General features: G+C 41.3%; 15 protein-coding genes. 2 read left to right on the top strand and 13 right to left on the bottom strand.

Annotated elements, in window-relative coordinates; translation table 11 throughout:
• Nucleotides 1–7: 7 nt before the first annotated feature.
• The 6 genes from tnpA to BUA53_RS02310 all read right to left on the bottom strand — a co-directional run bounded on the left by tnpA (nt 8) and on the right by BUA53_RS02310 (nt 7328).
• Nucleotides 8–466: an IS200/IS605 family transposase gene (tnpA, locus tag BUA53_RS02335; protein WP_072833653.1), complete on the bottom strand. Its 459-nt coding sequence runs from the start codon at nt 464–466 to the stop codon at nt 8–10.
• A 1059-nt stretch (nt 467–1525) separates the two neighbouring features.
• Complete coding sequence (gene xth / locus BUA53_RS02330) at nt 1526–2302, bottom strand: exodeoxyribonuclease III (protein WP_072833652.1); 777 nt, start codon at nt 2300–2302, stop codon at nt 1526–1528.
• Nucleotides 2303–2394: 92 nt separating this feature from the next.
• Nucleotides 2395–4239, bottom strand: a complete 1845-nt coding sequence (locus BUA53_RS02325; RefSeq protein ID WP_072833651.1) for a glycoside hydrolase family 2 — start codon at nt 4237–4239, stop codon at nt 2395–2397.
• Nucleotides 4240–4370: 131 nt separating this feature from the next.
• Nucleotides 4371–5045, bottom strand: a complete 675-nt coding sequence (locus tag BUA53_RS02320; protein WP_072833650.1) for an ABC transporter ATP-binding protein — start codon at nt 5043–5045, stop codon at nt 4371–4373.
• Between the two features lies 1 nt (nt 5046).
• Nucleotides 5047–6252 (bottom strand): ABC transporter permease, encoded by a 1206-nt coding sequence (locus tag BUA53_RS02315; protein WP_072833649.1) that lies wholly within the window; start codon nt 6250–6252, stop codon nt 5047–5049.
• Nucleotides 6249–7328 (bottom strand): efflux RND transporter periplasmic adaptor subunit, encoded by a 1080-nt coding sequence (locus tag BUA53_RS02310; RefSeq protein WP_072833648.1) that lies wholly within the window; start codon nt 7326–7328, stop codon nt 6249–6251. The genes BUA53_RS02315 and BUA53_RS02310 overlap by 4 nt, the downstream gene beginning before the upstream one ends.
• A gap of 155 nt (nt 7329–7483) precedes the next feature.
• Between BUA53_RS02310 and BUA53_RS02305 the strand changes: the two genes are divergently transcribed.
• On the top strand, nt 7484–9265 hold the full coding sequence (locus BUA53_RS02305) for a glycoside hydrolase family 9 protein (protein ID WP_084079763.1): 1782 nt from the start codon (nt 7484–7486) through the stop codon (nt 9263–9265).
• A gap of 209 nt (nt 9266–9474) precedes the next feature.
• Entirely contained in the window at nt 9475–13044 is a 3570-nt protein-coding gene (nifJ, locus tag BUA53_RS02300; RefSeq protein WP_084079762.1) for a pyruvate:ferredoxin (flavodoxin) oxidoreductase, read from the top strand.
• A gap of 217 nt (nt 13045–13261) precedes the next feature.
• Here the strand turns inward: nifJ and BUA53_RS02295 are convergent, their stop codons facing one another.
• The 7 genes from BUA53_RS02295 to BUA53_RS02265 are packed head-to-tail and all read right to left on the bottom strand — an operon-like array spanning nt 13262 to nt 19920.
• Nucleotides 13262–13657, bottom strand: a complete 396-nt coding sequence (locus tag BUA53_RS02295) for a hypothetical protein (protein ID WP_072833647.1) — start codon at nt 13655–13657, stop codon at nt 13262–13264.
• A gap of 9 nt (nt 13658–13666) precedes the next feature.
• Nucleotides 13667–15076 carry an NADH-quinone oxidoreductase subunit N gene (locus BUA53_RS02290; protein WP_072833646.1) on the bottom strand — a complete coding sequence of 470 codons (1410 nt, stop codon included), beginning with the start codon at nt 15074–15076 and terminating at the stop codon, nt 13667–13669.
• A 7-nt stretch (nt 15077–15083) separates the two neighbouring features.
• A complete protein-coding gene (locus BUA53_RS02285) occupies nt 15084–16568 on the bottom strand; it encodes a complex I subunit 4 family protein (protein WP_072833645.1) in 1485 nt (494 codons plus the stop codon).
• A 7-nt stretch (nt 16569–16575) separates the two neighbouring features.
• Nucleotides 16576–18507, bottom strand: a complete 1932-nt coding sequence (nuoL, locus tag BUA53_RS02280) for an NADH-quinone oxidoreductase subunit L (protein ID WP_072833644.1) — start codon at nt 18505–18507, stop codon at nt 16576–16578.
• Nucleotides 18508–18510: 3 nt separating this feature from the next.
• The gene (gene nuoK / locus BUA53_RS02275; RefSeq protein ID WP_072833643.1) at nt 18511–18825 is read right to left on the bottom strand and encodes an NADH-quinone oxidoreductase subunit NuoK; all 315 of its coding nucleotides are present in this window, start codon (nt 18823–18825) and stop codon (nt 18511–18513) included.
• Nucleotide 18826: 1 nt separating this feature from the next.
• Nucleotides 18827–19444, bottom strand: a complete 618-nt coding sequence (locus tag BUA53_RS02270; protein WP_072833642.1) for an NADH-quinone oxidoreductase subunit J family protein — start codon at nt 19442–19444, stop codon at nt 18827–18829.
• Entirely contained in the window at nt 19444–19920 is a 477-nt protein-coding gene (locus BUA53_RS02265; RefSeq protein WP_072833641.1) for a 4Fe-4S binding protein, read from the bottom strand. The genes BUA53_RS02270 and BUA53_RS02265 overlap by 1 nt, the downstream gene beginning before the upstream one ends.
• Nucleotides 19921–19952 lie beyond the last annotated feature (32 nt).

The following is a 19952-nucleotide window of genomic DNA, read 5'->3' as shown; positions in this document are numbered from 1 at the left end:
TCATTAATTACAACAACTCTTTAAAAATATATTGTTGATCATATTCAATAGCAAATGCTTTCAACATATGCTGGTACTCTGTGAGGAAACTTTGTTTTTTATGGTGTGCTTCCTGGTTTTCTATGTAACTGATTACATCGGGTACATGACTTTTTGAATAAGAGAAAGCACCATAGCCTTCCTGCCATGCAAAATTTGAACATAAGCCTTCTGTTTTGATCCATTTAGAACTTTCTCCCTTTACATTTTGGATCAATGAAGACATGGATTGGTGTGGCCGCATCCCAATAAACATATGGAGATGATCAGGCATGCTATTGATGCGAAGCATTTTGTGGTTGTTGGACTGGCAAATGCCGGTGATGTATTGATGCAAATCTTCTTTCCATTGCGATTGAATAAGGCCAGTCCGGTATTTTACTGCAAAAACAAATTGAATGTGCACCTGTGTATAGGTGTTAGCCATATATGTTTTTTCACAAAATAATTAATTCAATTATGTTTTAATAGGATGTAATCTGATTTTAGAGCAAAAAAAATAACCCACCAGGCGTACCTACGGCACGCTGTTCCATCATCCATTATCCATACCTACCAACGAGATGTCCCTACGGGACATGAAGTGAACGCTCGCCTTTTACCATGTATTTCAATGAGCAGCAACCCTTATCATGTCCTATAGGGACATTTGGTTGGTGGATCAAAAATAAGAAGAACGAATAGCGTGCCGTAGGAACACTTTTTAGGTTTATAGCGCAATTAGAAATCAAATGTGCTCTTGTGTATTTTTGATTAAAGAATCCTGACCCACCAGGCGTACCTACGGCACGCTGTTCCATCATCCATTATTCATAGCTACCGACGAGATGTCCCTATGGGACATGAAGTGAACGCTCGCTTTTTTCCAAGTATTTCAATGAGCAGCAACCCTTATCATGTCCTATAGGGACATTTGGTTGGTGAATCAAAAATAAGTAGGACGAATAGCGTGCCGTAGGAACACTTTTTAGGTTTATAGCGCAATTAGAAATCTAATGTGCTCTTGTGTATTTTTGATTAAAGAATCCTGACCCACCAGGCGTACCTACGGCACTCTGTTTCTTAATGAACTATAATCTGCTACCGACGATATGTCACTACGGGAAATGAAGAGAACTCTCTTTTTTTGCCATGTGCTCCAGTAAACAGCAACTCCTTATCATGTCCCGTAGGGACATCTGGTGGGTAGAAAGAAAGATAAACGTGATTAGCGTGCCGTAGGTACGCCTTGTGGGTTAATGGTAATAGTTATTAGGTGGTAGAAATTTAATTACTATTACCTCCATCAGATTCCATAAATTTTATGCGGGAAGGATAATTTATTATTAATTCATGCCTGGTCTGCAAATGGTTCAGACCATGAAACCTACCTGCGGCATACTAAAACATTTCAATCTTTGTAGGCTAAATAACGATCTTCCTAAGTAATACGAAGGGTAATAAGTTATCCCAGTCAATTAACAATTACTCTTTACCATATATTCAATTATTTTTCCTTCAACTCAATCCACACTGGTGCGTGGTCGCTGGTCTTTTCCCAGCCACGTACATGCTTGTCAACACCTGCAGCTTTGAGGCGCCTGTCAATATCAGGGCTTAATAAAAAATGATCTATACGTAAGCCTGCATTACGACCATAGGCATTGCGGAAGTAATCCCAGAAAGTATATATGGTTTCATCAGGATACAGCTTTCTAATTGCATCTGTCCATCCCTGGTCAATGAGCTTCTTAAAAGCAGAACGTACCTCCGGACGAAATAATGCATCATCAAGCCACCGCTCAGGCTTGTACACATCCTGTTCTGTTGGCATCACATTATAATCTCCTGTCAATATTGTGGGCTTTCCGGCTTTCAGCAATTGTTTTCCATGGGTGATCAGCCTGTCAAACCAGCCTAATTTATAATCGAATTTAGGTCCCGGGGCAGGGTTGCCATTGGGAAGATAAAGGCAACCTATTGTGATGCCATTTATTTCCGCTTCCAGGTAGCGGCTGTGAACATCTTCAGGATCTCCGGGTAAGGCCCTCCGCACTTCTTCTGGCTGGTCTCCACGGGAAAGGATAGCTACTCCATTCCAACTTTTTTGTCCATGCCAGATGGCCTTATAGCCTGCATCTTCAATAGCTGATAATGGAAACTTTTCCTGTGGTGCCTTGAGTTCCTGCAGGCATACAACATCTGGCTGTGCTTCATTAAGCCATTTGATTAATACAGGTAGCCGTCCATTTACTCCATTAACATTATACGTAGCTATTTTCATCAGAAAAAATTTCTATTAAACTAATGTAATTAAAAATCATGCTCTTTTCCAAGGCGATTCAATGAAGATTGAAAGCAACAACCCTGCACCATTTACAATTCCTCATCCCTTGAATTCAATAATCCTTCCGGCACTTTTAAAGCCGCTGAATGTTCATCTATCAATCCATTCTTTTCATCTTCTATATTAGTGGCCTGTGTATAGACATCACCAGCAATTGGCCTGCTTCTTAACTCTTTTTTGTATGCTTTGATCAATTCTGACCTTCCTTCATTTTCTTTGGGACCTCCATAATCCGAGAAGCCAAACCCGCCCCATTCGCTTACAATTAAAGGAATATGGTTCCTGTAAAAGAAAGGATCACCCACCACAAGTGGAAAGGCTGCCACTCCAGTCATTTGTCCACTGACAATGGCATCCAGTAATTCCTTCCATCTTTGAAGGTCAGGAGTATACAGGTGAGCCGTGAGCAGGTCTGACTTTAATCTTCCTTCGTAAGATATATGGTGCCAGCCATCATTATCAACAATTAAAAACTGTGGATAGGCCAGTTGCATATAATGATACATTTCGGTTATGTATTGCCGTGTTTCCGGGTTAGTGGCAATGTCCTGGGCTCCCCAATCTTCATTATATAAACTCCAGATGACCACAGAAGGATGTGTGCCTATCAGTGAAAGCATGCGCAATAATTCTTCCCGGTGTGCCTTACGGCTTTTAGCCGAGGAATGGTGGGGGCTTGGCACTTCCACCCATAACATCATACCGATCTTATCGGCAAGGTTATAAATACGGGGATCTACACCGGCAATGTGTATGCGAACAAGATTACATCCCAGTTTTTTCATTGCCACCATATGTGCCTTGATCTCTTCATAGGTAGCCGTGCCGGGCTGGTAAAGAATGCCATCCAGGTACACCGATTTGTTGTTTAAATAAACACAGCAGCCCCTGGCTTCTATTTTACGCAATCCAAAATGTGTCTCTATTTCGGCAGCATAGCCTTTTTCATCAATCAATTGAGCTACCAGCCGGTACAATACAGGGTTTTCAGGTGTCCACAATTCTGCTGTGGGAATTTCAATCACCACTCTTTGTCTCTTCTCACCGGATTCCAGTTTGAGAGGATAAGAGTCTTCGGCCAACGGTTCAGGGGTATCCTGTTTTCTTTTATAAACCTGTAACCTTAATGTATAATTTCCCGGGTCGTGTATACGGGTGGTCAGGTTGAACCGCACCATATTGTCTTCAACAATACTAAAAACCCCAACCCTCGAACGAAGCCTGTTGCGTTCCACAGGTTCCAGCCATACGCTGCGAACAGCTCCTGTATACGTCTGGTACCAAATCCCACCTCTCTTGTAAACATGAGATTCCTGTTTCCCCCTTGGGATGTCAGCATCCATGGAGTCAGCTATCCGAACTGTTAGCCTGTTTATTTCTTTTAAAGTTTTAGGATCTAATTCATATGAAAATGATGTGTATTCTCCTGTATGGACTTCTTCTCCTTCAATTGTTTTTAGTAAAATGCCGTTCAGCCATACCATGGTCTCATATCCACAGGCTCCGAAAGTCAGTTGCAGCAAGGAGTGAGGATCGCCGTTATTGGTAGACAAGTGAGGTAGGGGAAATTCTCTTTCATACCAGGCAATGACCTTATCCCTCCATGACTTTTGGGTGGGCTCAATCCTTGCATTTTTCATGTGTTCTTCTATGGAGCCCGGCCACATTCCCGTATATTCATAGGCATGTCCCAGATGCCAGCTTTCGGTTAATCCTTTATCTTCCAGGTCCAGTTTGAATTTCCATTCTCCATCAAGCAGGATATAGGAATTTGGCCGGAGTACTGCACGGGGTAAAAGATTAATGGATGTATCTTCTGCAAAGCTTTCTTCTTTTGTTTTCGAAAGGCCGTAATTCGGATGATGTATTTCCATACTCTACTTACTGTTTCAGCCATTTTTACTACTAATATTGCGCCATAGTAAATAAGAAAAAGAAAGGGAACTGAAGATATAAGTTTCTATTGGGTTTATAGTGAGGACCTTATATAAAATATCCATAGCAATTATACAATCCTTCCATCTTCCATTTGAATGATTCTTTTGGTACGATTAGCGAATCCGGGATCATGTGTTACAATTAATAAAGTTTGACCAAAATTGTCTGATAATTGTTGAAAGATATCAAAGATGAGGTCGGAGTTCTTTTTATCCAGGTTGCCCGTAGGTTCATCAGCCAAAATAATACAGGGACTATTGATCAGCGCCCTTGCTATGGCTACTCTTTGTTTTTCTCCACCTGATAATTGATTAGGATATTTTGGAGCTAATTGGTGTATGCCGAGCATATTGAGCCATTCCATTGCTTTTGTTTCGATATCCAACAATGGCAGCCTGGCCATTTTCAATGCTGGCAGCATTACATTTTTAAGTACTGTAAATTCATTGAGCAGGTAGTGAAACTGGAAAACAAATCCTATTTTTTCATTACGCACTTCTGCCAGGTGATTTGACTTTTGGCCTGTCATAAGTTCATTGTCAATATATAATTCACCTTTGTAGTCTGTATCCATCGTCGAAAGGATATATAACAAGGTGGACTTTCCACATCCTGATCTTCCCATGAGAGAAACGTATTCTCCTTTTTGAATGTCTACATTAATATCACTAAGAATAGGAATGCCTGGCTGTTCTCTGAAAGATTTATCTATGTGTACGGCCTGTAGTATTATATCGTTCATATTATTTCCCCCTTATGATCACTACCGGGTCTACCTTACTTGCTTTAAGGGCAGGAAGCCAGCCTGCAAGAAAAGTGGTAACTAATGAAAACAAAATTCCTATTCCATAAAAGACTGGATTGTAATTGACAGGATAGGTTGAGATACCAGGTAAGGAGACGGCATGGAATGGAACTCCATCTATCAACAATGAAACCAGGAAACCTCCCAGTAACCCAAGTAGCCCTCCAAATGTTCCAATGCTTAGGGCTATCATGAGGAAGATGGTTTTTACGTCTGTAGATGAAAAACCTGTAGCTTTTAGTATTGCAATGGCATCCATTTTTTCGTAAATCATCATGTTTAGGATATTATAAATTCCAAAGCCTGCCACAATCAATAAGGTAATTCCCACCATATAGGAAATAAGAGTTCGAATGAAGCTGCCTGTCTCAAACTGCGCATTGGCAGCCTGGATATCTTCAGCATGTGTATTAAATAACTGGCTGTATTCTTTAGCTACCAAAGGAGCCTTATTAATATCAAATAGTTTTACCTGGATATCGGTAATATAACTGGAAGGTTTATTAATCAGCTTCTGTGCCGTTTTTATGGATGTAAATCCCAGGACCTTGTCAAAGTCCCTGATGCCTGTTGCAAAATACCCTACCAGCTTTAGTGGAAAAATATCCCCCCGGGTAGTGGTTATAAAAACCTGGTCACCAATATTGGCAACCAATTTTTCTGCAAGGGGTTTACCCAGGATAATGCTATTGGGAATAAGGGCCAGGTCATTGCCTGATCCCTGGCTTATATAATCATTAAAATGAAACAAACTGTTTTCAGCCTGCACATCGATGCCACTGATACTGCCTGCAATCTGAACACTACCTTCATTAAAAAAGACAGGGGTATTGATCTTTAATGCAATGCCTTCCACTCTTTTATCTGAAGCAATGGTTTTTACAGAAGAAATAAAATGATAGTAGTTTTTATAGGCAGGCGCCATGGATATAGGCTGAACAGGATTGGGTTGTAATTCATTGTAAAGACGTACATGTGCTGTACGGTTCAAAATAAGACCATCCAGCAATTTATTTAAGCCAGTCATAAAGCTTAGCAAACCAATAAACATGGTAATACTGAAAGTAACTCCTATGGCAGCAACAAGTGATTGTTTCCACCTGGCCATTAACAGGGACCTTGCAATATCTGCACTGAGCTTCATTTTAGAGGTTTTCTGATGGCATCATGGATGGTTAATCCCTTTAAGATCTCTGCCCGCTGGTAATCCTTTAGGCCAATATCAACTTTCTTCTTTTTACCATTGCTGAGTGTTACATAATCCCCATTCACCAGGTAATCAGCCGGAATTGTCAATGCTCTTTCTTTTGAAGAAATAACAATATTTCCTTCAACAGTTAGATTGGGATATAGACCTGGTGGCTGCTGAATAAAACAGGCTTCAACCTTAAATGACCTGGTCTTGTCATTCATAATAGGATCTATTTTGGTGACAATCGCTTCATATACCTGGCCTTTATAACTATCCATTCCCACAATCACCTTTTGTCCTATACGAACCTTTGATATATCATATTCATCTACCTGCAAATCCATTAAAAAGTCTTTTGCATCACCTATAATGGCAACAGGCATTTGAGTGTTCACCATTTCACCCTCTTCTTTTAAAATCGTATAAACTTTACCATCTTTTTTAGCTCTAACGTTATAATCATCATTAGTACTGGAACTTATGTCAAGGTTCTTTTTTGATTGAAGAGCAGCAAATGCAATTTGTTTTTTGAGCTGGCTATATCGTAGTAGGGTTGAGATGTAATTGGTGCGGGAATTCTTTAGGGCCAGTTGCCTTTGTTCTAATTCGTTGCGGCTGCCAATGTCCTGTTTCCACAGGTTTTCCTGTCTTTCCAATAATGATGAATCAAGTTGCATCCTGGTTTTTGCCAACGTGATGTTGGATTCCAATTCTGCAAGTTTGTCTCTATTCAGGTCAACAGAGGAGTAATGTGCTGCGAGTTGTGCATTGTCCCTGGAAAGTCTTGATGTTTCGTTATCTATACTTAAGAGTATGTCACCTTTTTTCACACGGTCGCCTTCTGTAACATTAATATGGCGGATAATTCCGTTGGCAGAGGAAAAAACCTGGTATTGATCCTTGCTTTTAATATTGCCCGGGGCATAAACAGATTCAGTGATGCTTTGGAAAACGGGAAAGGTTGATTCTGTTTTATTCTTGCAGGAAAAGAATAACATTACCAGGTATGCAGGAACCAGGTATTTCATGTTTTAAACTTAAACTAATTACTTACCTCTGCTTATGACACTGGTCATTGAGTTTAATGAACTTCATTATAGTATTAAGCCCCACTATATTGCTAACCTTTATTTCTTTACATTATTTTACATTGTGGAATTAAAATCTACATAAGATCTATTGCATGAACAAGAACTGGCTACTCATCTTAATTTTTCTTATCCCGGTCATAGCCGGTTTTGCTACAGAACAACCAGGGGCCTGGATCAGGATAAACCAATTGGGCTATCCAACTGGAGGCGTGAAAGTAGCCGTATGGTGTTCAAAACAAAAAGATCAGGTTACAGGATTCCAACTGGTTAATGTCCTGGACAGGAAGGTTGTTTTTGCTGCTTCAGCAGGGAAGCCATTTGGAGCCTATGGGCCATTCCAAGAAACGTACAGACTGGATTTCTCTACTTTCCGGAAAAAAGGTCGTTATTACATACAGGCAAAGGAAGCAAGGTCGCCGGAATTTGAGATCGGTGATGATGTATACAAGGGTGCGGCTGATTTTTGCTTGCGCTATATGCGGCAGCAACGCACAGGCTTTAATCCTTATTTAAAGGATAGTTGCCATACACAAGATGGATACGTGCTTTATGGTGCAAAGGCGGGTATACAGGACAGTACGTTTATTGATGTAGTAGGTGGGTGGCATGATGCCAGTGATTATCTGCAATATTCTACTACATCGGCAAATGCTACCTGGCATTTGCTGGCTGCTTACAGGGATTTTCCAGGTATTTTTAAAGATACGCTGCATGCCAATGGGTTGAAAGGGAAGAATGGAAAGGCTGATATTTTAGATGAAGCAAAATGGGGATTGGACTGGTTGTTAAAAATGCACCCTAAAGAAGGCTGGATGTTCAATCAAATTGCTGATGACCGCGATCATATTTCCATGCGTATGCCTGCCCAGGATAGTCAATATGGAAGAGGCTTACAGCGTCCTGTATACTTTATAAACGGGGAGCCCCAACAGAGGGGTAAATTCCTGAACAACACCACTGGCACATCTTCCACTGCTGCCAAGTTTTCAAGTGCTTTTTCGCTGGGTGCTCAATTGTTTTATAAGGATAAGCCATTTAGTAAGTTATTGGCCATAAAGGCAAATACAGCTTACCAATACGCTTTGCAAAAACCGGGAGTGACCCAGACGGTTTCTGTGCGATCACCCTATATCTATGCGGAGGATAATTGGGTGGATGATATGGAACTGGCCGCAGCTTTTCAAAATAATACTAAAGAAGCATTGAGCTATGCCCGCCAGGAACCCGTTACGCCATGGCTGGGAAAGGATACAGCACGGCATTATCAATGGTATCCTTTTATCAACCTGGGTCATTATGAACTGGGGAAAAGGCTAAAGGGGCCGGAAAGAGATACCATTACAGGGTATTATAAAAAAGGTATTGAAGCTGTATGGGAGTTGGCAGCTTCCAATGCATTTTACAGGGGCATACCTTTTATCTGGTGCAGCAATAACCTTACAACTTCCTTTGCCATTCAATGTCATTGGTACAGGCAATTGACAGGAGATTTACATTTTCAACAATTGGAACAAGCCAATATTGACTGGCTTTTTGGATGCAATCCATGGGGAACTTCCATGATTTATGGATTGCCTGCAAAAGGCGACACGCCATCAGATCCACATTCAGCATTTACCCATATTGGCCATTATCCTATCGATGGTGGATTGGTAGATGGACCAGTTTATACTTCAATTTATAAAGGCCTGATCGGGATCAGCCTTCATGATCCTGATGAATATGAGCTATTTCAAAGTGATTTGGCTGTGTATCATGATGATTATGGTGATTACAGCACCAATGAACCCACAATGGATGGCACAGCTTCCCTGATTTATTTACTGGCAGCAAAGGAAGCGGAAAGTAGAGTACAGGCATTAAAAAAGAAATAGTTGCCTGCCTTTTATGGGCAACTCCTGGCATAAGTCTCTCTATTCAAATTATTGAAGTTGATTGGGATTCAAGAAAAATCGCTTATTGCTTCATTTAAAGACTACTGACGAAAAGCAGTTTTTATCAGTTTTCTTTCTGATCCTTATCATATGTTCTGGCTGTGGCATTGGGTAGCTTTCCACTTTATTTTACTACCAAAATCTCAATAATGCAAACAGCTTTGGAACCCATTTCCGCAGGTACTACGGAAATAAAAAAAGATGATCTCGCCATAATGGATGGCAATGAGGCTGCCGCCTATATTGCCTACAAAACTAACGAGGTTTGCGCCATTTATCCTATCACACCATCATCCACAATGGGTGAATGGGCTGATGAGTGGAGTGCACAGGGAATCAAGAATATTTTTGGCCAGGTGCCCCGGGTGATGGAAATGCAAAGCGAAGCCGGAGCTGCCGGTGCTGTGCATGGTGCACTTCAGGGCGGAACCCTGGCGACAACCTTTACTGCTTCGCAGGGCTTATTATTAATGATCCCCAACATGTATAAGATTGCGGGTGAATTTACCCCTGCGGTATTCCATATTGCAGCCCGTGCATTGGCAACGCATGCGCTTTCTATTTTCGGTGACCATAGTGATGTGATGGCCGTACGCTCGGTAGGCTTTTCCATGCTGTTTGGCAATAATTCGCAGGAGGTGATGGACATGGCATTAATAGCCCAGTCTGCCACCCTGGACAGCAGGGTGCCTGTAATGAATATTTTTGATGGGTTCAGAACATCGCACGAGTTAACAGAAGTGAAGGTGATACCTGACGATGTAATACATGCCATGATCAACCTGGATGCTATAAACGAACACAGGTCAAGGTCATTATCACCTGACAATCCTTTTATACGTGGAACGGCACAGAATCCTGACGTATTCTTTCAAAACAGGGAAGCCGGGAATAAATATTATTCCGGTGTAGCAGCTATCATGAAAGAAAAAATGAAGCAGCTGGGAGAACTAACCGGAAGAAACTACAAACTGTTTGAATATTATGGCCATGAAAAGGCAGAACAACTGATTGTTATCATGGGCTCAGCCGCTGGTACTGTAAAAGAAACAGTGAATTACCTGAATGAAAGAGGTGCTAAAACTGGAGTATTGGTAGTTCGTCTTTTCCGTCCTTTCTCAGTAGCCGATTGCATTGATGCCATACCTAAAACAGTAAAAACTATTGCTGTACTTGATCGCTGCAAGGAGCCTAATAGTAATGGGGAGCCTTTGTATATGGATGTTGTCAATGCATTGAGCCAGGAGGAAAATTTCAGGCCATATGTTATTGGTGGACGGTATGGATTATCCTCCAAAGAGTTCACACCATCCATGGTGAAAGCCATCTTTGAAACGCTACAAAAATCTAGTGCCCCGCGCCAGTTTACAATAGGAATTGAAGATGATGTGACGAATCTCAGTATTCCATATGAAAAGAATTTTTCGCTTGATGATCAACATCTTTTTAATGGATTGTTCTTCGGATTGGGAGCTGATGGTACAGTAAGTGCCAATAAGAATTCAATTAAGATCATAGGTAAGAAGACAGATAATTATATACAGGGGTATTTTGTTTATGATTCCAAGAAATCAGGTTCATTGACGGTATCCCATTTGCGCTTTGGTAAAAAGCCTATCCAGTCGACCTACCTGGTGAGTGCTGCCAATTTTGTTGCCTGTCATCACTTCAATTACCTTACCAAGTACGACATATTGAAAGATGCCAAACCTGGTGCTGTATTCCTTTTGAATGCTCCGTATGATAAAGAGGAAATATGGGAAAAGCTTCCACGCAAAATACAGGAGGAGATCGTTCATAAGAAATTGAAATTCTTTGCTATTAATGCACACGCTGTTGCTAAGGAAGCTGGTATGGGTTCCAGGATCAACACTGTTCTGCAAACGTGCTTTTTTGCCATTAGCAATATCCTTCCACGTGAAGAAGCTATTGCAAAGATCAAAGAAGCTATATATGAAACCTACTGGAAAAAAGGAGAGGCCGTTGTTAATAAAAACTATGAAGCCGTAGATCAAACACTGGCTAATTTGTACGAGGTTGATTATTCAAAATACGAGTTAGGCAACAGGCCGTTGGGCGATCTTTTACCTGCATCTGCTCCAGACTTTGTAAAAGAAGTTCTTGGAAAGATCATAGCAGGCGAGGGAGACGAGTTGCCGGTTAGTGCATTTCCTGCAGATGGCACATTCCCATCAGGCACTACACAATGGGAGAAAAGGAATATTGCCGATGCGGTACCAGTCTGGGATACCAGCCTTTGTACGCAATGTAATAAATGTGTGCTGATCTGTCCTCATGCCGCAATCAGGGCCAAGGTATATAATAAGAGTTTATTGGAGACAGCTCCTTCAGGCTTTAAATCAATGGATCCTATTGGTAAGGAATGGGATAAAACCACTGAAGCTTATACACTGCAGGTTTCTACCGAAGATTGCACAGGATGTAATCTTTGCGTGGAATTCTGTCCTATAACAAGTAAGACGGATCCTGGCCATAAGGCAGTAAATATGTATGATAAGACCGGCATACAGGAAGTGGAAAAAACCAACTGGGATTTCTTCCTGGATCTTCCTGAAGTGGGCAGAGAAAGGATCAATAAGAATACCGTAAAAGGTTCACAGTTCTTCCAGCCCTTATTTGAATTCTCAGGTGCCTGCTCAGGATGCGGTGAAACACCCTACCTGAAATTATTGACACAATTATTTGGAGAAAGAATGATCGTGGCCAATGCTACGGGTTGTTCTTCCATATTTGGTGGCAACCTTCCTACTACGCCATGGACGAAAAACAAACAAGGAGTAGGACCAGCATGGGCCAACTCATTGTTTGAAGACAATGCTGAATTTGGATTGGGCATTAAGCTGGCAAATGATAATAAGCGTGAATCAGCTATCTCATTACTGGACCAATTCAGGGCCCAGGTAGGAGATGAATTGGTGGATGCCATTATCAATGCGCCTGAAACAACAGAAGGGGAGATCAAGACAAAGCATGAGATGATCAAGGCTTTAAAGGATGAATTGCGCAACATAAATACTTATGCAGCCAGGAACCTTTTGCATCTTGCCGATTTCCTGGCAGCCAAATCCATGTGGATCATTGGTGGAGATGGTTGGGCTTATGATATTGGTTATGGTGGATTAGACCATGTGCTGTCTACAGGTGAAAATGTGAACATCCTTGTAATGGATACAGAAGTGTATTCCAATACTGGCGGACAAAAATCAAAATCCACACCAATAGGGGCAAGTGCCAAATTCTCTGTCAATGGTAAAACAACCGGAAAGAAAGACCTGGCTTTGCAGGCCATTGCTCACGGTACGGCTTATGTTGCCCAAATTGCTATGGGTGCTAACGATGCCCATACCATCAGGACCATTTTGGAAGCAGAAGCTTATCCTGGACCATCACTGATCATTGCATACGCACATTGTATAGCTCATGGAATTGAAATGAACAGGGGTGCCTATGAACAGGATATGGCAGTGAAATCAGGTTACTGGCCATTGTTCCATTACAATCCTTTAAAACCACAGGGTCAGCGCTTCGTGATCGATTCCAAAGATCCGGCATTACCACTTTCCGATTTCATGTACCAGGAGAATCGCTTTAAAGTGATCAAAGCGAAGAATCCAGAGCTGGCAGCTGAATTCCTGGAGCAGGCAGAAGCAGCTAAATCCGAAAGGTGGCACAGGCTATCTACGTTAAAAGCTTTATAAGTTTACAACTATTAAAAAGCAAAGAACCGGGAAACCGGTTCTTTTTATTTACAGCCAATGATAAATTACATTATCACAGCCTGTGATTTAAAACAATAGTGGCCTGCAGTAAATATGATAGTTACAGATAATCATAACCTGGATAGAGATTAGTAATTGAGTAAAAAAATAAAGAACCGGAAGGCCGGTTCTTTTTATTGTTTGCAAGAAAAGAAGCTTAGGAATTCTTGTCTTCAAAATAGGGCACTTCATCCAGGGGAACGGGTTCTTTCTGTTTCCAGTAAGCCAGTGTTACAATATGTTTATCACGCGTTTTTAACAGCCTGCCAAAGATGGCATTAGTAGGGTTAAAAGTTACATCAGTAACCCCTATCGTGAATGTGGAGGGAGCAGGCGCTGGTTCTACAACAACAGGTTGATTTTCTGTTGTCCCCACAGGAGGTGGTGCAGGAGCAGCTTTTGGCGGAGGACTGGCAACCACTACTACAGTATAGTTATTGACTTCCAGGATATCTTTTAAAAAATCCACCCTTTCCTGGGATGCATTTCGTTCCACAATGGCACATTTAACCCCATTCAAATCCTCAAATTCATGATTTTTATTGATAGCCATAAAACAGTTTTAAAAAGGACTATTGAGTGAATGAATATATTCATAAACATAACTGAACAATCCAATAAATAATACCCCGATCACGCAAGCATATAAAGCTATTCTTGGAAAAACCGGGATGGTTATTTTGGCTATAGGCTGTTCGTTTGGATCCATGAATATTGCTTTCACTATTCTTAAATAGTAGTAGAACGATATGATCATATTAAGTGAAGCAATAGTGATCAGGAGATAATTTCCTTTGGAAGCCCCGGCCAGCAGTAAGAAAAACTTTCCAAAGAATCCGGCAGTAGGCGGTACACCTGCCAATGAAAATAATGCTATGGTAAGTATCCAGGAAAGTACAGGATTGGTTTTGTAAAATGATTTATAATCACTGATCTTCTCTTTTCCTGTCAGGGCACTCACCAATGACACTACTCCAAAAGCTGCCAGGTTAGAGAATACATAGATCAGTACAAAATAAATAACGGAGGTTGAACCTGTTTGTGAGCTGCCTGTTATACCTATCAATATAAATCCTACCTGGGCAATGGATGAAAAGGCAAGGAAGCGTTTAAAATTGTCCTGTCTAATGGCGAAAAGATTGCCTGTAATAATGGTCAATAATGAAAGGATGAATAACATATTGTACCATGCTGTTGCCAGGGGTTTAAATACAGTATATAATACTGATACAAATACAAAAAGTACTGCTCCCTTAGATACTACTGACAAATAGGAAGTAACAGCTACCGGGGCTCCTTCGTACACATCAGCTGTCCACAGATGAAAAGGTGCTACAGATATTTTAAATGCGAAGCCAGCCAGTAACAGTATAAAAGCAAATATTTGCAAAGGTGTGTTAGTCAACAATTGTGGCAATTGGGAAAATACCAGCGTACCGGTAGTGCCATAGATCATCGAAATGCCAAACAATAAAAGTCCTGAAGAGAAAGCTGAAGAGATGATCAGCTTCATAGCTGCTTCGGACGATTGTCTTTTTGTTAGGTTGAAGTTAGCTGCGGCGGCCAATGGAATTGTTGAAAGTTCAAGACCAAGGTAGAACATGAGCAAAGTGCCACCTGAGATCATAAAGAACATTCCCAGTAATGTAGATAACAAAAGCAGGTAAAACTCAATCACATGCTTATGTGTTTTCAGCCATGACCATGATTGCATGGATATGATCAGCATGGCCAGGCTTAAGATATTTTTTTCCAATACCATTAAGGGATTGGTCCTGTACATCTCGTTGAAGAGTATGCCCTGGCTGTTGCCAATAAAACCAAATATTACATTGAAGAGGAGTAATGCGTTTACCACGTGCATAATGGTCTCATTACTCCGATCTTTACCCAGTTTTAAAAATAACAGTATAAATATGATGACTGCGATTGTCAGTTCCTGCTTCATCAATATAAAAAAGTCGTTCAACATACGGTGGTCATTTAGAAATGATGGTTTTTCCTATTTGCTTCATGATGGTTTCAGTGCCACCTGCAATCAGTCCGTTGATCAAAAATGGAGCAATACCTATGATTACTATACCTGTTATCAAAACCCCTGCGGCCAGTTTCTCATTCCACGTGGCATCATTCAGTCGCAGGTAAGTTTGGTTTATAGGACCCATGATCGTTTTTCCCGTTGCTCTTAAGATGTATACTGCTGTTACTACTATGGAAGCACACGCCAGTATGGTTGCGAGCCTGTAAAGGTTATCCGGGTTTTGCCATGAACCCATAAACACAGTCATTTCGGCTACAAATCCACTTAGTCCGGGTAGTCCTAAGGAACATAAACCAGCAATAACAAAAACAGTGGATATAAAAGGGGTGACCTTTAACAGTCCGCCTAATTGTGCCACCATCCTGGTATGTGTCCTGCCATAGATCATTCCAATGGCGGCGAAGAAAAGGGCTGTCATCAATCCATGTGACACCATTTGCAGTACAGCACCATTGATGGATGTTTTGGTAAGCATGCCAATACCCAGTAATACAAATCCGCAGTGGCTTACAGAAGAATATGCATTGATGTATTTCAGGTCTTTCTGCATCATGGTAGCGAAAGCACCGTATATAATTGCTATGGTTGCAAGGGCAATAATTACCCCTGAATAAGCATGCGCTGCATCTGGCATAAGATACGTAGCTACCCTGAGACATCCATAACCACCCAGCTTCATGGAGATGCCCGCCAGGAACATGGAAGCTGCCGTAGGAGCAGAAGAGTGGCCATCTGGTACCCATGTGTGAAAAGGAAAGAGGGCCGTAAATACTCCGAATCCTATAAAGGCAAAAGGAAAGAAAAACTTTTGCGTTGCAACAGGAATATGCAGTTGGGCTATCTGCAAAATATCAAACGTATTAGTATTAAAGAAAATGCCAGCTAGTCCCACAAATACCAGGGCTGATCCTCCCATCAACATCAATGCGAGTTTCATGGCACTGTATTCTTTTTTTCCACTTCCCCAGATACCTATCAGTAAAAATTTTGGTATCACAGCCACTTCCAGGAAGAAGAATAAGGTAAACAGGTCAAGTGATATAAAGAAGCCATAAGCGCCCATGCTTAAAAAGAGCAATAAAAAGAAATATTCCCTGTTCCATTTATCAATTTTCCATGATACCAGGATGCCGGCCAGGACCACGAAAGCCGTTAATAGGATCATGGCAATGGAAATGCCATCCACACCCACATGATAGTTAATATGTAAAGGAGCAAACCAAACATAATTGTATTCAAACAGCATGGGTGCCGTATTTCCTGCAGAACGTTCCTGTAAATAAGCAGTAAGCAAGAATAGTGCTAAAGCCAGTTGCACGACAGCGCCCAACAAAGAAATGATCCTAGTTGTTTTCGCCTCCTTTGAAAATAAAATAGCGATGGCTGTCAAAAAGGGCACTATTATGAGCAATGATAAATTCATACAAACATTATTTCCATAAGTAAATAAAGATGACTGCCAAAGCAGCTATCCCACTAAAAAAATACAGTGCATAGTTTTGAACGCTGCCTGACTGGAGGCCTTTGATCCCCTGAGATGTTTTGCCGGTAACGGTGGCCAACAGGTTAACAGATCCATCAATAATATTGCGGTCTATCCATGCTGCAGGACGGCCAATTAAATTGAATACAACTTTTTGCGTGATGAACAGGTAAACTTCGTCAATGTAAAATTTCCTTTTTGCTGCTATATATAATGTTCCTAAGGATTGTGACAGCTTTTGTGGCCTTGTGTTTGCTTTTTTGTAAAGGTTGGCAGCTAACAATATGGCTAACAGGGCCAGGCCTACAGGGGCAATTGAAAATAATAGGTTCATATGCTCTTCCAGCGGTATACCATCAGTGGTGATCAATTTTGAGAAAGGAACAAACCCAGCCAGTATTGAACATGCTGTTAGTATGATCAATGGAACCTTCATGGACAGCGAACCTTCTCCATGATGTGTCTTTTCAGTTGAAGCTTCTTTATTCCAGAAAATTGAGAAGTAAAGCCTGAACATATAAAATGCTGTAAGGGCGGATGTGAAGAGCGCAATAAAGAAAATGAACTTATTAGATTCATAGGTAGCCATCAGGATGCCTTCTTTGCTGAAAAATCCGGCAAATGGAGGTATGCCCGAGATGGCCAGGCAGGCGATCAAAAAGCCAAAATGCGTTACCGGCATAAGCTTTCTCAGGCCGCCCATATTCTTCATGTCATTACTGTGCACCAGGTGAATAATAGAACCGGCACAAAGAAATAAAAGCGATTTAAAAAAGGCATGTGTGAATAAATGGAACATGGAGGCAGTATATCCTAATCCTTTTGATTCTCCATACCCTGAAACACCAAGTGCAAACATCATGAATCCAATCTGTGACATGGTTGAATAGGCCAGTACTCTTTTGATATCTGTTTGAGTACAGGCGATAATGGCTGCCAGCAGCGCAGAGAGAATGCCAGCGTAAGCAACCACCTGTAAGGCTGCATCATCCATGGCAAAAAGAGGAAAGAGCCTCGCTACAAGGTAAACGCCTGCTACTACCATGGTAGCAGCATGTATGAGAGCAGAAACAGGAGTAGGTCCTTCCATCGCATCCGGTAACCAGATATGGAGTGGGAATAAGGCAGATTTGCCTGCGCCACCCATAAATACTAATAACAATCCCCATGTAAGCATAGACACACCGAGGAATGAAGCCCTTGTGATACTTATAAATTCGCTGGATTGAATAGATGTCAATCGTTGCAATAATGTACCGAAATCAAGAGTGCCTCCATAAAATCCAAGTATAAGGATACCTATCAAAAAGCCAAAATCGGCAAACCTGGTAACAATAAACGCTTTTTTAGCGGCAGCAACTGCAGATGGCCTGTCGTAATAGAAACCGATCAACAGGTAGGAGGACACACCTACAAGCTCCCAGAAAATATAGATCTGGAAAATATTAGTTGAAAGCACCAGTCCCAGCATAGAGAATGTGAAAAGTCCCAGGAAGGAATAATAGGTGGCAAACCGTTCTTCTCCCTTCATATATCCAATGCTGAACAAGTGTACCATGAGGGAAACAAAGCTGACCACCACGATCATCATAATAGAAATAGGATCCAGTAGAAAACCCATATCAATGGATAAACCTGGTGAGAATTGCAACCAGGTGTACTTCAATACTTCTACCTTGCCATAAGCTCCATTGATCTTTCCATCTACAAAGAAATAGGAGTAGGCAGCATAAAGTGAAAGTAGGGTGGATGCCAGCAGGGAAGCAGTTCCTATTATCCCGGCACTTGTTTTAAAATATTTTCGTCCCCATAATCCCAGCAAAATAAAACTGGCCAGTGGTAATAATGGGATCAGCGCTATGTAAGAATAGTTCGACATGTCTTAAAATTTCAGTTCGGTTGCATCTTCCACATCTATTGATTGATGTGTTCTGTATTGATTAATGATAATGGCTATGGCTACAGCAGCTTCGGCGGCAGCAATGGTAATGATGAAGATCACGAAGAAAATACCATCTAATTTGTAGGGGTAGAGGTATTTATTAAAGGCTACGAAATTGATATTGACACTGTTCAATATCAGTTCAATGGCCATTAGCATCGTGATCAGGTTGCGTCGCGTAAACAAACCATACATCCCAATACAAAAAAGCGCAGTGCTTACGAATAATATATGTGTCAGTGGTACCGTTTCCATTTTACACTTCCTCCGGGGTTTCTTTTTTGGTGATGGTAGTTATGATCAACTCTTCAATATTCACTGGCATTTCAGGTTGAACAGGCACTGGCCTGATAGCTGATTGTTTTTGTTCGGGTGTTTTCATGGCTATAACTATACATCCTACCATGGCAGCCAACAACAACATGCTTACTACTTCAAACGGCAGTACGAAGCCATGAGATGTAGTACTCAGCATTTGTGTGCCTATTTCAGAAACACTTACATTGAAAGGAGTAGTTGCATTTGCAGTAAATCCATAATTGCTGATCAGGTTATAGCTGAACCCTAAACCGAAAAGAGCAGCCAGTATGGAAAATACAGTGCGCTTCATCATTGGCCTGGGCATTTCTTTTCCTGATTGCTGTGTCAGGAAGATGGAGAATATGATCAATACCACTATACCGCCTACATAGACAATGATCTGTATGGCTCCGATAAAGTTCACATCCATCCAGAAATAAAGTGCTGCTACACCTACAAGTGTAAACAGTAGCCAGATGGCCGACCGGAAGATCTTGCGTGAAGTAACGGCAAGCAGACCTGATCCTAACAGGAATGCCGATATAGCATAAAATATAATGGCGGATGCATTCATTATTCAACTCCCTCCCTGATTTTAGATCCTGGGTTATTTAATTTCTTTGTTAACTGGCTCCTGTCATACACACTATGTTCAAAGTTCTGTCCCATTTTAATGGCAGCTGTGGGACAGGCTTCTACGCATAGGCCACACATAGTGCACAACTCAAGGTGATAAACAAATGTGTCTAATGCTTTTTTCTTTTTGCCTTCAGGAGTGATATCAAATTTGGTAATGATCTTAATGGTGGCATTGGGGCAGGCCAGTTCGCAGGCAGTGCAACCCGTGCAGGCATGTTCATTATTGGCATCATGTGGCATCACCACTTCACCCCTGAAACGTTCTGCCATCACCAGGGTTTCCCTGTTATCAGGATATTGCTCGGTGATGATCTCGCGGGGACGTACAAAATAATAACCGGTACGCTTCATGCCCGTAAGCAATGATTTGGTGCCTTTATAGATATCCGTTAGGTATTCTTTAATAAACATGGTTATTGTTTCAATCGTTATTATTTATTAAC

This window comes from Flavisolibacter ginsengisoli DSM 18119 (assembly GCF_900129295.1).
Classification (GTDB): domain Bacteria; phylum Bacteroidota; class Bacteroidia; order Chitinophagales; family Chitinophagaceae; genus Flavisolibacter; species Flavisolibacter ginsengisoli.
This window is presented reverse-complemented; position numbering and strand designations above follow the sequence as displayed.